Genomic DNA, 21646 nt, shown 5'->3' with positions numbered 1-21646 from the left:
CGCAAAGCGCCTTGTCCGGCGACATCGGCACCAGCCCGCGGCTCCGGAGCTGCGGCTCGGCCTCGTCGCTCACCATCCCGCCTCCGGACCACGGGCCCCAGTGCAGCACCGTCGCCGTCTGCCCTCGGGCACGCCGGTAGCGCGCGAGCGCGTCGAGCCCTGCGTTCGCCGCGCCGTACCCGGCCTGCGTCCCAGAGCCCCACAGCCCAGCGATGCTGCCATAAAGCACGAACGCATCCAGCTCGCGCTCTGCCAGCAGCTCCTGCAGGTGCCATGCTCCCTTCACCTTCGCCGCGAGCTCCTGCGCCAGCATCTCGGGCGCGAGCTCTCGCACCGGCACGCGGCGGACTATCCCCGCCAGATGCGCCACCGCGCTCAGCGGCGCTTCGTCCTGCTCAAGTTCCCTCACCAGCGCCTCGACCTGCGCTCGCTCCGACACATCGCACGCCGCAAGCGTCACGCGCGCGCCCCGCCCCTCAAGCTCCTCCCGAAGCTCGCGCGCGCCCGCTGCCGCGGCGCCCCGGCGTGACGCCAGCACCAGGTGCTCTGCTCCCCGCTCCGCCAACCAGCGAGCCAGATGGCTCCCGAGCCCTCCCACTCCACCCGTGATGAGCACCGTGCCACGCGGCTTCCACCCCGCTCCGCCGTCCTCTCCACTCACCCGCACGATGCGCCGCACAAGACGCCCACCGCGTCGCACCGCCACCTGGTCCTCGTGGTCCTCGGCAACGAGCGTCCTCAGCACCTGCTGCACCGCTTCCGCGTCCACCTCGGCCGGCAGGTCTACCAGTCCACCCCAGCGCTCGGGGTGCTCCAGCCCCACCACCCGCCCCAACCCCCACGTCAGCGCCTGCGCAGGGTCGGACACCCCTTCGCTTGCCTCCGTGCTCACCGCTCCCTGCGTCAACACCCAGAGCCGCGCATCGAGCCCAGCGTCACCGAGCGCCTGCGCCAGCGCCAGCACCTCGTACACTCCGCGAGGCCCTCGCCCTTCCTCCAGCGCACCTTGCTCCCCAGGCGCGCTCAGCGCCACGACGCCACGCAGCTCGCCCTCCAGGCCTCTCAACCTCGCCGCCAGCCGCGCTCGCTCTTCGGTCGCCGGCTCGATGATCACCTCTGCACCCGCAGCTCCGAGCGCATCACTCACCGCCGCGGTCAGCCCTCCGGCACGCGGAGATGACACCAGGAGCCATCTGCCCCTCACGTCCGGCTTGCCCCTGGCAGCGCTGGCTTCCCTTTGCCACGCCTCCTCGTACAACCAGCCAGACACCGCGGCTTCTGCGTCCTTTCTCCGGCGCCACGCCGCAAGGTACGGCAGCAGCGGCCCGACGCTCTCGCGCACGTCGTCAGGCAGCTCCAGCAGCTCCGCAACGCCTTCGCCTTCCTGCACCGCGTCCCACAACGCACGCTCCGGCCACGAGACATTCGCCTGTGCCGCCGTCGTCTTGGGCGCCTCCAGCCAGTAGCGCTGCCGCTGGAATGCGTACGTCGGCAGCTCCACGGGCCGGCCGCCACGGCCCGACAGCACCTGGGCCCAGTCCACCTCGTGCCCTTGCACGTGCACCGTCGCCACCGCCGTCGCAAGCGCGCGCTCTTCCTCCTGCTCTCGCCGCAGGCTCGTCACAAACGTCGCCTCGGCTCCCTCCGGCAGGCACCCCGCCCCCAGCGCGCACAGCACGCCATCGGGACCGCACTCGACGTATGTGCTCACCCCCGCCGCCGCAAGCGTGCGCATCCCGTCCAGGAAGCGCACCGCCTCGCGCACCTGCCTCACCCAGTACTCGGCCGACATCAGCGCTTCTTCGCCACCGAGCTCGCCCGTCACGCCGCTCACCACCGCCAGCCGTGGCCGCGCGTACGTGCACTCCCGCGCCACCTTCCCGAACTCCTCCAGCATCCCGTCCATGTGCGCGCTGTGGAACGCATGCGACACACGCAGACGCCGCGTGCGCCGGCCCTGCGCCTCCAGCCGTCGCGCCACCGCGAGCACCGCCGCTTCGTCCCCGCTCAGCACCGTCTGCATCGGCGCGTTCAGCCCGGCGATGCTCAGCCGCCCCTGCGCCCCGACCTCCGACAGCGCCCGCTGCACCTCCGGCTCCGAGGCCTCCACCGACACCATCGCTCCCCCGGCCTCGCACCCCTGCATCAGCCGACCTCGGGCGCACACCAGCTTCGCTGCGTCCGCAAGGCTCAGCACACCCGCCACGTGCGCAGCGCTCAGCTCTCCTATCGAGTGCCCCAGCAGCGCAGCGGGCTTCAGCCCCCACGACTCCCACTGACGGTACAGCGCCACTTCCAGCGCAAACAGCCCGGGCTGCGTGTACTCCGTCCGCTCCAGCAACGCTCCTTCCTCGCTGCCCGCGGCCCCGAACACCACCTCCCGCAGACCACGCGCGAGGTGCGCGTCCAGCGCCTCGCACACCTCGTCGAACGCCGCACGGAACACGGGGTACACTTCGTAAAGCCTCTTCCCCATCCCGAGCCGCTGGCTGCCCTGCCCCGTGAACAGCACCGCAAGCTTCCCGCCTCGCTTCGCCGTCCCGCTCACCACCGCCGCATCCGGCCGCCCCGACGACAGCGCGCGAAGACCCTCCACAGCTCCCGCAGCGCTCGCCGCAAGCACCGACGCACGCGACTCGAAGTGCGTCCGGTGCAGCGCCGCCGTGCGCACCACGTCCGACCACCCCACCTCCCCGTGCTCTTCCAGCCACTTCGCCCACCGCCCCGCCTGCGCCGCCACCGAGGCCTTGTCTCGCCCCGACAGCAACAGCGGTATCGCAACACCCTCCGCCTCCACCGGCTCGCGCACCGCCTCCACCGGCTCGCGCGCCGCCTCCACCGGCGCCTCTTCGAGGATGACATGCGCGTTCGTCCCGCTGATCCCGAACGACGACACGCCCGCGCGCCGCGCCCGGCCGTTGCGCCGCCACGGACGCGCCTCTTGCAGCAACGACAGCCCGCTCCCCTCCCACCCAATGTGCGGGCTCGGCTGCTCCGCGTGCAGCGTCTTCGGCAGCACCTCGTGCTGCATCGACAGCACCATCTTGAGCACACCGGCTACGCCCGCCGCAGCCTGCGCGTGCCCAAGGTTCGACTTCGACGAGCCAAGGTACAGCGGTCGCTCGGCCTTGCGCCCAGGCCCGAACACTTCCGCGAGCGCTCCGGCCTCGATCGGATCTCCGAGGCTCGTGCCCGTACCATGCGCCTCCACCGCGTCGATGTCCTCGGGCGACAGCCCGCACGACGACAGCGCCTGCTGGATCACCCGCTGCTGCGCGGGGCCGTTCGGCGCCGTCAGGCCTTGGCTGCGACCGTCCTGGTTCACCGCTGACCCACGGACCACCGCAAGCACCCGGTCACCGTCGCGCCGCGCGTCCGACAGCCGCTTCAGCACCAGCATCCCGCACCCCTCCGACCAGCCCGCGCCGTCCGCCTGCCCAGAGAAGCTCTTGCAGCGGCCGTCGCGGGCCATCCCCTTGAGCCGGCTGAACTCCACGAACAACGCGGGGGTGCTCATCACCGTCACCCCGCCGGCCAGCGCCAGGTCGCATTCACCCTGACGCAACGCCGTGCACGCGAGGTGCAGCGACACCAGCGACGACGAGCACGCCGTGTCCACCGTGATCGCTGGGCCATGCAACCCGAGCACGTAGGCTACACGGCCTGAGAGCACGCTCGCCGCGCTCCCGATGCCCCGGTACCCGTCCAGCGTCTCCAGCCCGCCACCCTGGTAAGCGCCATAGTCCGAACCCGCGGCCCCCAGATACACCCCGGTGGCGCTCCCGCTCAGCGCCGACGGGCGCACGCCGGCACGCTCCAATGCCTCCCACGCCGTCTCCAGCACCAGCCGCTGCTGGGGATCCATCGACTGCGCCTCTCGGGGCGATATCCCGAAGAAGTCCGCGTCGAACAGGTCGATGTCCCGCAAGAATCCACCCTCGCGCGCGTAGCTCTTGCCCACCGCCTCCGGGTCGGGGTCGTAGACCGAAAGCGTCTCCCAGCGCGCAGGGAGGCCCTCGATCACGTCTTTCCCCTCGGCCAAGAGACGCCAGTAGTCTTCCGGCGTCTCGACGCCTCCCGGCAGCCGGCACGCCATCGATACGATCGCCACCGCCTCGTCTTTCCCCGCATGACGACGCACCCCCCTGCGGGCTCCCATCACCTGCGGTCCCGAAAAGGCCAGCTTCAGGAGCAACTCCGCGATGGCCCGCGGCGTCGGGTAGTCGAAGACCAGCGTCGCCGGCAAGGACGTCTCCGTCCGGGCGGCGAGGCGGTTGCGCAGCTCCACCGCCATCAGCGAGTCGAGCCCGAGGCCCTTCAGCACCTGCTCCGCCCCCACGGCCTCGCTGCGCTGGAGCCCGAGCACCGCGGCGACCTCGCCCCGCACAAGCTCGATGAGCGCATTCAGCCGCTCCGCCTCCGGCAGCGCCGAGAGGCGCCCGCGCAGCGCCGAGGCGTCTCGCCTCGTCGCCGTGGACGCCTTGCGCAAGCTGGGGCGCAACAGCGCACGAAACAGCGCCGGCAGCTCTCCGTTGGCCTCCAGCCCACGCTGCAGCTGCGCGAGATCCAGGTGCATAGGGACCAGGCTCGCTTCAGGGCGTGACAGCGCGGCGTCCAGCAGCGAAAGCCCCTCTTCCACGGACATCGACACGACTCCGTAGCGACTGAACCGTGCCAGCTCCGCGGCCCCCAGCTGTGCCGCCATGCCACCACCGGCCGGTGTCCAGACACCCCAGGCGAGGCTCGTCGCCGCGAGCCCGCGGCCGCGCCGGTGCGCCGCGAACGCGTCGAGGAACGTATTCGCCGCCGCGTAATTGCCCTGGCCCGCCGTGCCCAACGTACCGGCCGCCGACGAGAACAGCACGAACGCCGCGAGATCCAGCTCCCGCGTCAGCTCGTGCAGGTGCAGCGCCCCGTCCACCTTCGGCGCCAGCACCCACGCGAGGCGCTCGGCCGTCTGCGTCTGAATCACGCCATCATGGACCACGCCAGCCAGGTGCAGCACCGCGCTCAGCGGGCGCGCCGCGTCGATGCCGGCCAGCACGCGCGCGATCTCCTCCCGCTTCGACACGTCGCACGCCACCATCGACACGGTCTCGGCGCCGAGCTCCTCGAGCGATTGCACAAGCTCGCGGGCCCCGGGCGCCTCCAGCCCCCGGCGCGACGTCAGCACAAGGTGCCTCACCCCGTGCGCGCGCACCAGATGGCGTGTCACCGCCTGCCCCAGACCGCCCACGGCTCCGGTCACCAGCACGGTGCCCGCAGGGTCCAGCCCGCGGGCTCGGGTGAGCTCTTCCGCTGCCGCCTGTACGCGCACCAGCCGCGCGGCCAGCACCGCGCCCCCGCGCAGCGCAAGCTCCGGCTCCGCCGCCGTCGCCAGCGCCCGCGCCAGCAGCCCAGCGTCCACGGGCTCGGTCCCCACATCGATCAAGCGCAGCCGGCGCTCGGGGTGCTCGCTGCGCGCCGTGCGAATAAGCCCCCACAGCGGCGCGTGCGCCAGATCCTCGACGGCGTCGTCCGGAGCTGCGCTGACCGCGCCCCGCGTCACCCACACAAGCTCGACAGCGTCGAGCCGCGGCTCCGACAGCCACGCTTGCAGCAGCGACAGCGCCTGCCTCGTCGCCTCGTGCGACGACCCCGCCACGTCCGAGCGCGGTGAGCTGGCAGCGTTCGTGTCGATCACCACCCGCACAGGCGTTGGCGCGCCCCGCTCGATCCAAGCGCGCAATGCATCGAGATCGGCAATCGCCTCCGCCCCCAGGGTGTCGGCCAGCTGCCCTCGTCCCTCCGCTGCACCGAGGACCACCAGCGAGCCCGCCTCCAGGGGGGCTTGCGCGAGGCTCACGGGCTGGAAGCTCACCCGGTACAGGTGCTGCTCATCGGTGCGGGTGACCGCCCTCAATTGCTCGGCCGTCACACGGCGCAAACGCAAAGCACCGACGCTCGCCACCGGCTGGCCTGCGGCATCTGCAGCGCACAGAGATGCCGTTGCCTGCGTGGAGCCGTCTGTCTCTTCGAGCTCCACGCGCACCCGAAGCTCGCTCGGACCCGTGGCATGCGTTGCGGCGTCTGCCCAGGAGAAGGGCATCAACAACGCATCCGCCTCCCAATGCCCCTCGCCGGCTGCGCCAAGCACCTGCAGTGCTGCATCCATCAGGACGGGATGCAGGCCATACGCCTCCGCCCTGTCCTTCTCGGTTCCTGGCAGCACCACCCGGCCGTAAAGCCTGGTGCCTTGGCGCGACAGCTCCACGAGGCCCTGGAACGCCGGACCGTAGTGGAGCCCGCGCTCACGCAGCCGCTCGTAAAACCCGGTCAGGTCCACCTCCTCCGCGCCCGGCACAGGCCACGTCGACAGCTCGTCGAGCTCGTCAGGGATGCCGGGGGGCTCGTCCGTCAACACCCCCGTCGCGTGCTGCACCCACGGCGCGTCCTCCGGCGCCTGCTCAGGCTGGCTGTACAGCCCCACCTCGCGCCGGCCCGCCGCATCTGGCGCTCCGATCATCACCTGCAGCCGCGCCGCGCCGTCCTCGGCCAGCACCAGCGGCTCGGCGAGCGTGAGCTCCGACAGCGACCGGCTGCCCACCGCGCGCCCAGCCGCCAGCGCAACCTCCAGCATGCCCGTGCCCGGAAACACCACCTGGCCAAACACACCATGATCCCGAAGCCACGCATGCTCCGCCAGCGACAGCCGCCCTGTGAACAGGTGCCCCTCGCCGTCGGCGAGCCTCGTCGCGGCGCCGAGCAGCGGGTGTGCTGCTGCCTTGAGCCCCGCCGAGCCCACGTCACCGCGCGCCCTCGGCGCCTCCAGCCAGTAGCGCTGCCGCTGGAATGCGTACGTCGGCAGCTCCACGACACGACCGCCATGGCCCGACAGCACCCGTGCCCAGTCCACCTCGTGCCCCTGCACGTGCAGCTGCCCCAGCGTCCTGTACAGCTGCGACAAACCACCTTCGTCGCGCTGCAGGCTCCCCACCACCACCCCCTGCGCCTCCGCGCACGCCGTCGTCAGCGGCATCGCCAGCACCGGGTGCGCGCTCACCTCCACGAACACGCCGTGCCCGTCCTCCAGCAGCTTCGACAGCGCTCGGTCCAGGCGCACCGTCTGCCGAAGGTTGCGGCACCAGTACTCGCCGTCCAGCGCCTCGCCCCGCGACACCTCTCCTGTCACCGTCGAGTAAAACGGCAGCTGCGTCGCCTTCGGCCTGAGCGACGACAGCTTCGCTCCTAGCTCGGGCAGCAGCGCATCCATGTGCGCGCTGTGCGACGCGTAGTCGACGTTCACCTTCCGGCAGAACACACCTTCTGCCGTCAGTTCCCCCATCAGCCCGTCCACCGCCTCCACGTCACCCGACACCACCGTCGAGCTCGACGTGTTCACCGCCGCTATCGCAAGCGCCTCCCCGTACGGCGCGATGCGCTCCTGCACCTCCGACACCGGCCGCTCGACCAGCATCATCGCCCCCATCCCCGACCGCTGCCGCACCGCCTGGCTGCGCAGCGCCACTACCCGCGCTCCCTCCGCAAGCGACAGCGCCCCGCACACCACCGCCGCCGACACCTCGCCCTGGCTGTGGCCCACCACCGCCGCAGGCTCGACCCCCAGCGACCGCCACGCCGCGGCCAGACCCACGCACATCGCGAACAGCGCGGGCTGCACCACGTCCACCCGCTCCAGCGACGGCTGCTCCTCACCTGCCTCACCCGCCTCGCCACGCAGCACCGACAGCACAGACCAGCCCGTCCACGGCCGCAGCGCCTCATCGCACGCCTGCACCGCCTCCGCGAACGCCGCGCTCTGCTCCAGCAGCGCCCGGCCCATCCCCGGCCACTGGCTCCCTTGGCCGGGGAACACGAACACCACCTTGCCTCGCGCACGCGCCGTGCCCGCCGACACCGCCCGGTGGCCGCGACCCTGCGACAGCGCCCGCAGCGCCTCCTCCGCCTCCGACACGCTCGCCGCAAGCACCGATGCGCGAGAGGCGAAGTGCGTCCGGTGCAGCGCCGCTGTCCTCACCACGTCCGACCACCCCACCTCCCCGTGCTCTTCCAGCCACTTCGCCCAGCGCTCCGCCTGCGCCGCCACCGAGGCCTCGTCTCGCCCCGACAGCAACAGCGGCATCGCAACACCCTCCGTCGCCAACGGCTCGCGCACCGCCTCCACCGGCTCGCGCGCCGCCTCCACCGGCGCCTCTTCGAGGATGACATGCGCGTTCGTCCCGCTGATCCCGAACGACGACACGCCCGCGCGCCGCGCCCGGCCGTTGCGCCGCCACGGACGCGCCTCTTGCAGCAACGACAGCCCGCTCCCCTCCCACCCAATGTGCGGGCTCGGCTGCTCCGCGTGCAGCGTCCGCGGCAGCACCTCGTGCTGCATCGACAGCACCATCTTGAGCACACCGACTACACCCGCCGCAGGCCCCGTATGCCCCAGGTTGGACTTCGACGAGCCCAGGTACAGCGGTCGCTCGGCCTTGCGCCCAGGCCCGAACACCTCCGCGAGCGCTCCCGCCTCGATCGGATCTCCGAGGCTCGTGCCTGTCCCGTGCGCCTCCACCGCGTCGATGTCCTCGGGCGACAGCCCGCACGACGACAGCGCCCGCTGGACCACCCGCTGCTGCGCGGGGCCGTTCGGCGCCGTCAGGCCCTGGCTGCGACCGTCCTGGTTCACCGCTGACCCGCGGACCACCGCAAGCACCCGGTCACCGTCGCGCCGCGCGTCCGACAGCCGCTTCAGCACCAGCATCCCGCACCCCTCGGACCAGGTGACGCCGTCAGCTCGCGCAGAGAAGCTCTTGCAGCGGCCGTCGCGGGCCATCCCCTTGAGCCGGCTGAACTCCACGAACAACGCGGGGGTGCTCATCACCGTCACCCCGCCGGCCAGCGCCAGGTCGCATTCACCCTGACGCAACGCCGTGCACGCGAGGTGCAGCGACACCAGCGACGACGAGCACGCCGTGTCCACCGTGATCGCTGGGCCCTGCAACCCGAGCACGTAGGCCACACGGCCTGAGAGCACGCTCGCCGCGCTCCCGGTGCCCCGGTACCCGTCCAGCGCTTCCAGCCCGCCGGTATGAAGAGCACCGTAGTCCGAGCCCATCGACCCGAGATACACTCCGGTGGCGCTCCCGCTCAGCGCCGACGGGCGCACGCCGGCACGCTCCAATGCCTCCCACGCCGTCTCCAGCACCAGCCGCTGCTGGGGATCCATCGACTGCGCCTCGCGCGGCGATATCCCGAAGAAGTCCGCGTCGAACAGGTCGATGTCCCGCAAGAATCCACCCTCGCGCGCGTAGCTCTTGCCCACCGCCTCCGGATCGGGGTCGTAGACCGAAAGCGCCTCCCAGCGCGCAGGGAGGCCCTCGATCGCGTCTTTCCCCTCGGCCAAGAGACGCCAGTAGTCTTCCGGCGTCTCGACGCCTCCCGGCAGCCGGCACGCCATCGATACGATCGCCACCGCCTCGTCTTTCCCCGCATGACGACGCGCCCGCGCTTCCTTCACCTGCAGCCCCGAGAACGCCTGCTTCAGCAGCAGCTCTGCGATCGCTCGCGGTGTCGGGTAGTCGAAGACCAGCGTCGCCGGCAAGGACGTCTCCGCCCGGGCGGCGAGGCGGTTGCGCAGCTCCACCGCCATCAGCGAGTCGAGCCCGAGGCCCTTCAGCACCTGCTCTGCCCCCACGGCCTCGCTGCGCTGGAGCCCGAGCACCGCGGCGACCTCGCCCCGCACCAGCTCGATGAGCGCATTCAGCCGCTCCGCCTCCGGCAGCGCCGAGAGGCGCCCGCGCAGCGCCGAGGCGTCTCGCCTCGTTGCCGTTGCCGTGGACGCCTTGCGCAAGCTGGGGCGCAACAGCGCACGAAACAGCGCCGGCAGCTCGCCGCTGGACTCCAGCCCACGCTGCAGCTGCGCGAGATCCAGGTGCACTGGGACCAGGCTCGCTTCGGAGCGCAAAAGCGCGGCGTCCAGCAGAGCGAGGCCCTCTTCCACCGGCATCGGCACGAACCCGTTGCGCCTCATGCGCGACAGCTCGGCCTTGCCCAGGTGCGCTGTCATCCCCACGCCCGCCTGTGTCCAGAAGCCCCACGCCAGGCTCGTCGCCGCGAGCCCGCCGCCGCGCCGGTGCGCCGCGAGCGCGTCGAGGAACGTGTTCGCCGCCGCGTAGTTGCTCTGGCCCGCCGTGCCAAACGTGCCGGCCACCGACGAGAACAGCACGAACGCCGCGAGATCTAGCTCCCGCGTCAGCTCGTGCAGGTGCAGCGCCCCATCCACCTTCGGCGCGAACACCCGTGAAATGCGCTCCGGCGTCTGCGACGACAGGACGCCGTCGTCGAGCACGCCGGCCAGGTGCAGCACCGCGCTCAGCGGACGCGCCGCGTCGATGCCGGCCAGCACGCGCGCGACCTCCTCCCGCTTCGACACGTCGCACGCAGCCACCGTCACCGTCTCGGCGCCGAGCTCCGCGAGCGATTGCACAAGCTCGCGGGCCCCGGGCGCCTCCAGCCCGCGCCGCGACGTCAGCACAAGGTGCCTCACCCCGTGCGCGCGCACCAGGTGCGCCGCGACCGCCTGCCCCAGCTCCCCTGTCCCGCCGGTCACCAGCACCGTGCCCGCAGGGTCCAGCTCGCGGGCTCCTCGGGTGAGCTCTTCCGCTGCCGCCTGTACGCGCACCAGGCGCGCGGCCAGCGCAGCGCCCCCGCGCACCGCAAGCTCCGGCTCCGCTGCCGTCGCCAGCGCCCGCGCCAGCAGCCCAGCGTCCACGGGCTCGGTCCCCACATCGATCAAGCGCAGCCGGCGCTCGGGGTGCTCGCTTCGCGCCGTACGAACAAGCCCCCACAGCGACGCGTGCGCCAGGTCCTCGACGGCGTCGTCCGGCGCCGCGCCCACCGCGCCCCGCGTCATCCACACAAGCTCGGTCGCTTCGAGCCGCGGCTCCGACAGCCACGCTTGCAGCAGCGACAGCGCCTGCCTCGTCGCCTCATGCGACGACACCGCCACGTCCAACGGGCTCGGGCTCGCGGCGGTGACGTCGACCACCACCCGCTCAGGCGCGCTCGCGCCCTGCTCGAGGCGCGCAACCAATGCTTCGAGATCGGCAATCGCCTCCGCCCCCAGGGCTTCGGCCAGCCGCGCTCCTCCCTCCGCTGCACCGACGACCACCAGCGAGCCCGCCTCCGGGACGCTCGCCGCGACGCTCACCGGTTGGAAGTCCACCCGGTACAGCTGCTGGGCATTGGCACGGCTGGCCACTGCCAGCTGCTCCGCTGTCGCTCGCCGCAGATGCAGGGCGCCGACGCTGGCCACAGCCTGGCCCGCCGCGTCCGCCGCCCACAGCGACGCCACCGCTTGCGTCATGTCGCCTTCAAGCTCCAGCATCACCCGGAGCTCGCGCGGTCCCGTCGCGTGCAGCGCCACGTCCGACCACGAGAAGGGCAGCAGCGCCATGTCCGCTCCAGCCGCCTCCGAAGAGGCCGCGAACAGCGCATGCAGCGCGGCATCCATCAGCGCCGGGTGCACCCCATACGCCTCGGCGCTGTCCATCGCGCTCTCGGGCAACACCACCCGGCCGTAAAGCCTCGTGCCTCGACGCCAGAGCTCCACGAGGCCCTGGAACGTCGGACCGTAGTCGAGCCCGCGCTCACGCAGCCGCCCGTAAACCCCGGACAGGTCCACCTCCTCCGCGCCCGGCACAGGCCACGTCGACAGCTCGTCGAGCTCGCCAGGAGCGCCGGGGGGCTCGTCCGTCAACACCCCCGTCGCGTGCTGCACCCACGGCGCGTCCTCCGGGGCCTGCTCAGACTGGCTGTACAGCCCCACCTCGCGCCGGCCCGCCGCATCTGGCGCTCCGATCATCACCTGCAGCCGCGCCGCGCCGTCCTCGGCCAGCACCAGCGGCTCGGCGAGCGTGAGCTCCGACAGCGACCGGCTGCCCACCGCGCGCCCAGCCGCCAGCGCAACCTCCAGCATGCCCGTGCCCGGAAACACCACCTGGCCAAACACACCATGATCCCGAAGCCACGCATGCTCCGCCAGCGACAGCCTCCCTGTGAACAGGTGCCCCTCGCCGTCGGCGAGCTTCGTCGCGGCGCCGAGCAGCGGATGGGCGGCCGCCTTCAGCCCCGCCGAGCCCACGTCACCGCGCGCCCTCGGCGCCTCCAGCCAGTAGCGCTGCCGCTGGAATGCGTACGTCGGCAGCTCCACGGCACGACCGCCCTGACCGGATAGCACCCGGGCCCAGTCCACCTCGTGCCCCTGCACGTGCACCGTCGCCACCGCCGTCGCCAGCGCGCGCTCTTCCTCCTGCTCTCGCCGCAGGCTCGCCACAAACGTCGCCTCGGCTCCCTCCGGCAGGCACCCCGCCCCCAGCGCGCACAGCACGCCATCGGGACCGCACTCGACGTATGTGCTCACCCCCGCCGCCGCAAGCGTGCGCATCCCGTCCAGGAAGCGCACCGCCTCGCGCACCTGCCTCACCCAGTACTCGGCCGACATCAGCGCTTCTTCGCCACCGAGCTCGCCCGTCACGCCGCTCACCACCGCCAGCTGCGGCCGCGCGTACGTGCACTCCCGCGCCACCTTCCCGAACTCCTCCAGCATCCCGTCCATGTGCGCGCTGTGGAACGCGTGCGACACACGCAGACGCCGCGTGCGCCGGCCCTGCGCCTCCAGCCGTCGCGCCACCGCGAGCACCGCCGCTTCGTCCCCGCTCAGCACCGTCTGCATCGGCGCGTTCAGCCCGGCGATGCTCAGTCGCCCCTGCGCCCCGACCTCCGACAGCGCCCGCTGCACCTCCGGCTCCGAGGCCTCCACCGACACCATCGCTCCCCCGGCCTCGCACCCCTGCATCAGCCGACCTCGGGCGCACACTAGCTTCGCTGCGTCCGCAAGGCTCAGCACACCCGCCACGTGCGCAGCGCTCAGCTCTCCTATCGAGTGCCCCAGCAGCGCAGCGGGCTTCAGCCCCCACGACTCCCACTGACGGTACAGCGCCACTTCCACCGCAAACAGCCCGGGCTGCGTGTACTCCGTCCGCTCCAGCAACGCTCCTTCCTCGCTGCCCGCGGCCGCGAACACCACCTCCCGCAGACCACGCGCGAGGTGCGCGTCCAGCGCCTCGCACACCTCGTCGAACGCCGCACGGAACACAGGGTACACTTCGTAAAGACTCTTCCCCATCCCGAGCCGCTGGCTGCCCTGCCCCGTGAACAGCACCGCAAGCTTCCCCCCGCGCACTCCCGTCCCGCGCACCACCCCCGCCGCTGCTCGACCCTCCGACAGCGCCCTCAGCCCCTCCACAGCTTCCGCAGCGCTCGCCGCAAGCACCGACGCCCGCGTGGTGAAGTGCGTCCGGTGCAGCGCTGCCGTCCTCACCACGTCCGACCACCCCACCTCCGCGTGCTCTTCCAGCCACTTCGCCCAGCGCCCCGCCTGCGCCGCCACCGAGGCCTGGTCTCGCCCCGACAGCAACAGCGGCATCGCTGCACCCTCTGCCGCCTCCGCCGCCACCGGCTCGCGCACCGCCTCCACCGGCGCCTCTTCGAGGATGACATGCGCGTTCGTCCCGCTGATCCCGAACGACGACACGCCCGCGCGCCGCGCCCGGCCGTTGCGCCGCCACGGACGCGCCTCTTGCAGCAACGACAGCCCGCTCCCCTCCCACCCAATGTGCGGGCTCGGCTGCTCCGCGTGCAGCGTCCGCGGCAGCACCTCGTGCTGCATCGACAGCACCATCTTGATCACCCCAGCCACGCCGGCGGCCGACTGCGCGTGCCCGAGGTTCGACTTCGACGAGCCCAGGTACAGCGGCCGCTCGGCCTTGCGCCCAGGCCCGAACACCTCCGCAAGCGCTCCCGCCTCGATCGGATCTCCGAGGCTCGTGCCCGTACCATGCGCCTCCACCGCGTCGATGTCCTCGGGCGACAGCCCGCACGACGACAGCGCCTGCTGGATCACCCGCTGCTGCGCGGGGCCGTTCGGCGCCGTCAGGCCCTGGCTGCGACCGTCCTGGTTCACCGCTGACCCACGGACCACCGCAAGCACACGGTCACCGTCGCGCCGCGCGTCCGACAGCCGCTTCAGCACCAGCATCCCGCACCCCTCGGCCCAGATGACGCCGTCCGCTTGGGCAGAGAAGCTCTTGCAGCGGCCATCTCGCGCAATGCCCTTGAGGCGGCTGAACTCCACGAAGGTCGCGGGCGTGGTCATCACCATCACCCCGCCGGCCAGCGCCAGGTCGCATTCGCCCCGGCGCAGGGCCATGCAGGCGAGGTGCAGCGACACCAGCGACGACGAGCACGCCGTGTCCACCGTGATCGCTGGGCCCTGCAGCCCAAGCACATACGCCACGCGGCCCGAGATGACGCTGCCGGCACCGCCCGTGATGCGATAGCCATCGAGCGTCCTCAGGTCGTCCGCGTGGCCAGCGGCGTAGTCCGAGCCCATCCAGCCCAGGTACACCCCGGTGGCGCTCTCGCTCAGCACCGATGGGCGAACGCCGGCCCGCTCCAGCGCCTCCCACGCCGTCTCCAGCACCAGCCGCTGCTGGGGATCCATCGACTGCGCTTCGCGCGGCGATATCCCGAAGAACCCCGCGTCGAACAGGTCTACGTTCCGTAGAAATCCCCCCTCGCGCGCGTAGCTCTTGCCCACCGCCTCCGGATCGGGATCGTAAACAGAAGAAGCTTCATATCGGGAGGGGAAGCTCTCGATGACATCCTTCCCCTCACGGAGGACGCGCCAGAAATCCTCCGGCGTCTCGATGCCACCCGGCAGCCGGCACGCCATCGACACGATCGCGATCGGCTCGTCCTCCCTCACCCGACGGCGCACACGCACCCGACGGCGCACACGCGCGCCGCCCCCCGTCTCCTGTAGCTCCGAGAAGGCCTGCTTCAGGAGCAGCTCTGCGATGGCCCGCGGCGTCGGGTGGTCGAAGGCCAGGGTCGCCGGCAGCGAAGTCTCGGCCCGGGAGCTCAGCCGACTGCGCAGCTCCACCGCCATCAACGAGTCGAGCCCAACCTCCTTCAGCACCTGGTGGGGCTCCACCAACGCGGGGTGATGCAGCCCGAGCACCGCGGCGACCTCGCCCCGCACCAGGTCGATCAGCGCTTCGAGCCGCGCCGACTCTGGCAGCGCCGAGAGGCGCGCCCGAAGCGCCGAGGTCTCCTGTGTCCCGGAGGATGCCTTGCGCAGGCTCGGGCGCACGAGAGCCCGGAGCAGCGCGGGCACTCCGCCGCTGGCATCAAGCCCCGATCGCAGCTTCCCCAGATCGAAGTGCGCCGGAACCAGGCTGGCTTCAGAGCGCGAGAGCGCGACGTCCAGCAGGAACAAGCCCTCTGCTACGTACATCGGGATAAATCCTGCGCGCCTGATGCGCGACAGCTCGGCCTCGCCCAGGGTGTCCGTCATGCCCCCGGCCCCCGGCGCCCAGAAGCCCCACGCCAGGCTCGTCGCCGCGAGGCCACGGCCGCGCCGGTGCGCCGCGAGCGCGTCGAGGAACGTGTTCGCGGCCGCATAGTTGCTCTGGCCCGCCGTGCCAAACGTGCCGGCCACCGACGAGAACAGCACGAACGCCGCGAGATCCAGCTCCCGCGTCAGCTCGTGCAGGTGCAGCGCCCCATCCACCTTCGGCGCCAGCACCCGCGAGAGGCGCTCGGCCGTCTGAGCGGCGAGCACGCCGTCGTCGAGCACGCCGGCCAGGTGCAGCACCGCGCTCAGCGGACGCGCCGCGTCGATGCCGGCCAGCACACGCGCGACCTCCTCCCGCTTCGACACGTCGCACGCAGCCACCGTCACCGTCTCGGCGCCGAGCTCCGCGAGCGACCGCACAAGCTCGCGGGCCCCGGGCGCCTCCAGCCCGCGCCGCGACGTCAGCACAAGGTGCCGCACCCCGTGCGCGCGCACCAGGTGCGTCGCCACGATCTGACCCAGGCCGCCCACGCCTCCGGTCACCAGCACCGTGCCCGCGGGGCCCAGCCCGCGGGCTTGCGTGAGCTCTTTCGCTGCCGCCTGTACGCGCACCAGGCGCGCGGCCAGCGCAGCGCCCCCGCGCAGCGCAAGCTCCGGCTCCGCCGCCGTCGCCAGCGCCCGCGCCAGCAGCCCAGCGTCCACAGGCTCGGTCCCCACATCGATCAAGCGCAGCCGGCGCTCGGGGTGCTCGCTGCGCGCCGTGCGAACAAGCCCCCACAGCGGCGCGCGCGCCAGGTCCTCGACGGCGTCGTCCGGCGCCGCGCCCACCGCGCCCCGCGTCACCCACACCAGCTCGACAGCATCGAGCCGTGGCTCCGACAGCCACGCTTGCAGCAGCGACAGCGCCTGCCTCGTCGCCTCATGCGACGACACCGCCACGTCCAACGGGCTCGGGCTCGCGGCGGTGACGTCGACCACCACCCGCTCAGGCGCGCTCGCGCCCTGCTCGAGGCGCGCAACCAATGCTTCGAGATCGGCAATCGCCTCCGCCCCCAGGGCTTCGGCCAGCCGCGCTCCTCCCTCCGCTGCACCGACGACCACCAGCGAGCCCGCCTCCGGGACGCTCGCCGCGACGCTCACCGGTTGGAAGTCCACCCGGTACAGCTGCTGGGCATTGGCACGGCTGGCCACTGCCAGCTGCTCCGCTGTCGCTCGCCGCAGATGCAGGGCGCCGACGCTGGCCACAGCCTGGCCCGCCGCGTCCGCCGCCCACAGCGACGCCACCGCTTGCGTCATGTCGCCTTCAAGCTCCAGCATCACCCGGAGCTCGCGCGGTCCCGTCGCGTGCAGCGCCACGTCCGACCACGAGAAGGGCAGCAGCGCCATGTCCGCTCCAGCCGCCTCCGAAGAGGCCGCGAACAGCGCATGCAGCGCGGCATCCATCAGCGCCGGGTGCACCCCATACGCCTCGGCGCTGTCCATCGCGCTCTCGGGCAACACCACCCGGCCGTAAAGCCTCGTGCCTCGACGCCAGAGCTCCACGAGGCCCTGGAACGCCGGACCGTAGTCGAGCCCGCGCTCACGCAGCCGCTCGTAAACCCCGGACAGGTCCACCTCCTCCGCGCCCGGCACAGGCCACGTCGACAGCTCGTCGAGCTCGCCAGGAGCGCCGGGGGTCTCGTCCGTCAACACCCCCGTCGCGTGCTGCACCCACGGCGCGTCCTCCGGGGCCTGCTCAGACTGGCTGTACAGCCCCACCTCGCGCCGGCCCGCCGTGTCCGGCGCTCCGACCGACAGCTGCAGCCGCGTCGCGCCCTCCTCGGCCAGCACCAGCGGCTCGGCGAGCGTGAGCTCCGACAGCGACCGGCTGCCCACCGCGCGTCCCGCCGCCAGCGCCAGCTCCAGCATCCCCGTGCCCGGAAACACCACCCTGCCGAACACCTGATGATCCCGAAGCCACGCATGCTCCGCCAGCGACAGCCTCCCTGTGAACAGGTGCCCCTCGCCGTCGGCGAGCTTCGTCGCGGCGCCGAGCAGCGGATGGGCGGCCGCCTTCAGCCCCGCCGAGCCTACGTCACCGCGCGCCCTCGACGCCTCCAGCCAGTAGCGCTGCCGCTGGAATGCGTACGTCGGCAGCTCCACGGGCCGGCCGCCATGGCCCGACAGCACCTGGGCCCAGTCCACCTCGTGCCCTTGCACGTGCACCGTCGCCACCGCCGTTGCAAGCGCGCGCTCTTCCTCCTGCTCTCGCCGCAGGCTCGCCACAAACGTCGCCTCGGCTCCCTCCGGCAGGCACCCCGCCCCCAGCGCGCACAGCACGCCGTCGGGACCGCACTCGACGTATGTGCTCACCCCCGCCGCCGCAAGCGTGCGCATCCCGTCGAAGAACCTCACCGCCTCTCGCGCCTGCCTCACCCAGTACTCGGGTGACCTCAGCTCCTGCTCGCTCCACAGCTCGCCCGTCACGCTGCTCACCACGGGCACCTGCGGCATCCCATACGCGCACTCGCGCGCCACCTTCCCGAACTCTTCCAGCATCCCGTCCATGTGCGGGCTGTGGAACGCGTGCGACACGCGCAGACGCCGCGTGCGCCGGCCCTGCGCCTCGAACCGCCTCCCCACCTCCAGCACCGCCGCTTCGCCCCCGCTCAGCACCGTCTGGCTCGGACCGTTGATGCCCGCGACCCCGAGCACGCCCTCCAGCCCCATCGCCGACAGCGCCCCCTGCACCTCCGGCTCCGAGGCCTCCACCGACATCATCGCTCCGCCCGCCTGGCACCTCTGCATCAGCCGACCGCGGGCGCACACTAGCTTCGCAGCGTCCGCAAGGCTCAGCACGCCCGACACATGCGCAGCGCTCAGCTCTCCTATCGAGTGCCCCATCAGCGCCGCGGGCTTCAGCCCCCACGACTCCCACTGCCGGTACAGCGCCACTTCCAGCGCAAACAACCCGGGCTGCGTGTACTCCGTCCGCTCCAGCAGCGCCTCCTGCTCGCTGCCCGCTTCCGCGAACACCACCTCTCTCAACCCACGGTCGAGATGCGCGTCCAGCGCCTCGCACACCTCGTCGAACGCCGCACGGAACACGGGGTTCACTTCGTAAAGACTCTTACCCATCCCGAGCCGCTGGCTGCCCTGCCCCGTGAACAGCACCGCCAGCTTCCCCCCGTGCACTCCCGTCCCGCGCACCACACCTGCCGCGGCTCGACCCTCCGACAGCGCCCTCAGCCCCTCCACCGCCTCCGACACGCTCGCCGCCTGCACCGACGCCCGCGTGGCGAAGTGCGCGCGAGCGGTCGCCAGGGTGAAGGCGACGTCGACGAGAGCCATGTCGCCTCGGCCATCAAGATGTGTCGCCAGGCGCGCGGCGTTCTCCTGCAGGGCCTGCACCGTCTTCCCGGACACCACCAGCGGGAGAGTGACCGCGCGCGAAGTCGCCGCGCGGCCACCCGTGCGGACCGCGTCCCAGTCGACATCGATCCCTTCGCGCCACAACGCGCCGAGCAGCGCCTCCAGCCCGCCCCGCGCGGCCACCTCGCGCCAGCAGGTCGCGAGGACCACAGAACGGCTGTCTCCCCACGTCTTCAGCGACGCTTCAAACGAGCGCACCGCGACCGGATGCGGCCCCACCTCGACGATGCACGCGCTGTGCTGCCGCGCCACGCTCTCGACAGCTTCGAGGAGCTGAACCGGCTCGCGGAGGTTCCGCGCCCAGTAGTGTCCATCGAGCTCCGGACCGGCGACATACCGGTTCGCGACCGTGGACCACATCGGGATCGTGGGCGCGCTGGGCTGGATCGCCGCGAGCTGCCGCTCGATCTCGGGGAGCAACGGCTCCATCTCGGCGGTATGAGCGGCGTAGTCGATGCGCACGCGCATGGTGCCGATGCCATCGCTCGCGAACCGGCGCACAAGACGCTCGACGGCATCGACCGGACCGGCCAGGCAAACCTGGCCGGGGGCCAGATGGACGGCGACCTGAACGCCCCCCGCGTCCCAGCTGGCGAGGACGCGCTCGGCCTGCGCGACCGACAGATCGGCGACGATCATCGCGCCACGTCCTGACGCATGATTCGCGATCAGAGCCGACCAGGTGGAGATCACCCGCGCCCCGTCGCGCAACGACAGGGCTCCCGCGACCACGGCCGCAGCGACCTCGCCGACGCTCTGGCCGAAAACGAGCTCAGGGACCACGCCCCAGCTTTGCAGGGTGCGAGCAAGCGCGACCTGAACGCTGAAGACCACGGGCTGCACGACGTCGGTTCGGTCGAGCCGCGAGCACGCCTCGTTCGCCGCGAGCTCGGAGATCACGGACCACCCGGTGAACTGCCGGACTGCTCGATCGCAGGCCTCGAGGGTCGCGCGGAACACCGGCTCCCCGGCCATCAGGTCACGGACCATGCCCGCCCAGTGGCCGCCGTGTCCTGAAAAGAAGAACACCAGCCGCGGCCTCGGCCGGGAAATCGGGCGGAGCTCCGCGCCACCGTCGGCCAGCTCCCGCAATGCAGCCTCCACCGAGGCGCCATCGCGCCCCTGGACCATGGCGCGAACGGAGCCCGTGCCGGGCTGCACCACGAGCCGCTCCGCATCGCGACCCGCGCCCGAAGCAGCGAAATCGGCCAGGAGGCGTCGCGCCGCATCGCGGAGCGCCTGCTCCCCATCAGCAGCCAAGGGGACGAGGATCTGCGGCCTGTAGGGAGACTCCTCCAGCGCAACATGGGCGTTCGTGCCGCCGAAGCCGAAGCTGCTGACGCCGGCAAGACGGCCCGCGTCCCTCGGCCAGCCTTGCTGCCGTGCGACAACCTCGAGCCGGAGCGCCTGAAAGTCGATGTGGGGGTTCGGGCTCTCGAAATGCAGGTTCGGCGGCAGCTGCCCGTGATGCAACGCGAGCGTCGCCTTGAGGAGCCCGGCGATGCCCGCCGCAGCCTCGAGGTGGCCGAAGTTCGTCTTTACCGAGCCGATGCGGAGCGGCTGCTCCCGGCCGGGCGCAAACACGGCGGCCAGCCCCGCGGCCTCGATAGGATCGCCGAGGATCGTGCCCGTACCATGGGTCTCGACGTATGCGACCTCCCGGGGCGCAACCCCCGCTCGCTGCCAGGCGTCTCGGATGACGTCAGCCTGGGCCTCAGGGTTCGGTGCCGTGAGTCCATTGGACGCGCCGTCGCTGTTCACGGCGCTGCCTCGCAGCACCGCGTAGATGCGATCGCCTGCGACGAGCGCGTCCGAGAGGCGGCGCAGCACCACCACGCCGCACCCCTCGCCACGGACGTAGCCGTTGGCACCTGCGGCGAAAGCCCGGCAGCGGCCGTCAGGGCTCATCGCGCCGAACTTGGTCATCTGGACCGTGGCGTGGGGGGTCAGCATGAGGTTGACCCCGCCCGCAAGCGCCAGATCCGCCTCCCCACGCCTGAGGCTCAGCGCCGCGAGATGCACGGCTACCAGCGAGGAGCTGCACGCCGTGTTGACCGTCATCACCGGCCCGCGAAGCCCCAGAGCGTAGGCGATGCGGGCGGGGATGATGGAGTTATCCCAGCCCACGGCGGAGTGTGGCTCTATGCCTGTCGCGTCCGCCCCCGCGACGCGGGCATACTCCTGCCACATGGCGCCGAAGAACACGCCCGTGCGAGACCCCCCGAGCGCGGTGGGAACGACGCGCGCGTCCTCGAGCGCTGCCCAGGCAGTCTCGAGCGCGAAGCGCTGCTGCGGATCCATCTGCCTGGCTTCAGCCGGCGAGATCCCGAAGAAGCCTGCGTCGAAACCCACGATCTCATTGAGAAAACCACCCCATCGGGTCGTCATCTTCCCGGGCGCCTGGGCGTCCGCGTCCAGCCAGGCCTCAGCGTCCCAGCGGTCCGGAGGAACCTCGACGACGGCATCCACGCCCGAGCACAGGGCCCGCCACATCCCCTCGGGAGACGTGATGCCGCCGGGCATGCGGCACCCGAGCCCGACGATGGCGACGGGCTCGTCGATGGACGACGACGCGACGGCGCGCGCGCCGAGGGCCGTGGAAACGGGCTCACCGCGCGTATCCGCCAGATGCCTGGCAAGCGCGTTCAGGGTGCTGTGCTGCCATAGCAGCGTGGCTGGGAGAGCGCGCCCCATCCAGCTCGACAGCTTTTCAACCAGGAGCAGCGCCCTCGCGGAGTCGAGGCCCTGCTCGTGGAATCGAACATCATCCTGAACGGCTCCCGGCGCAACCTGCAGCAGATCCGCCAACGCATCGCGCAGAAACCCAAGCAT

The 21646-nt window shown here is 71.9% G+C and carries 1 protein-coding gene (cut by a window edge); it reads right to left on the bottom strand.

What is annotated here, in order from left to right:
• Nucleotides 1-21646, bottom strand: partial view of a type I polyketide synthase gene (locus NQZ70_RS09070; RefSeq protein WP_237245632.1) — the 5' portion only. 6059 nt of this gene lie to the left of the window's left edge; 21646 of the gene's 27705 nt are visible here — the first part of the coding sequence; the start codon lies at nt 21644-21646; its stop codon lies beyond the left edge, outside the window.

Origin of the sequence: Sorangium sp. So ce836 (assembly GCF_028553905.1) — a bacterium.
In the GTDB taxonomy this organism is placed as follows: domain Bacteria; phylum Myxococcota_A; class Polyangia; order Polyangiales; family Polyangiaceae; genus Sorangium; species Sorangium cellulosum_D.
The sequence above is the reverse complement of the archived record's forward strand: the minus strand, read 5'-3'. Positions and strand labels throughout refer to the sequence as shown.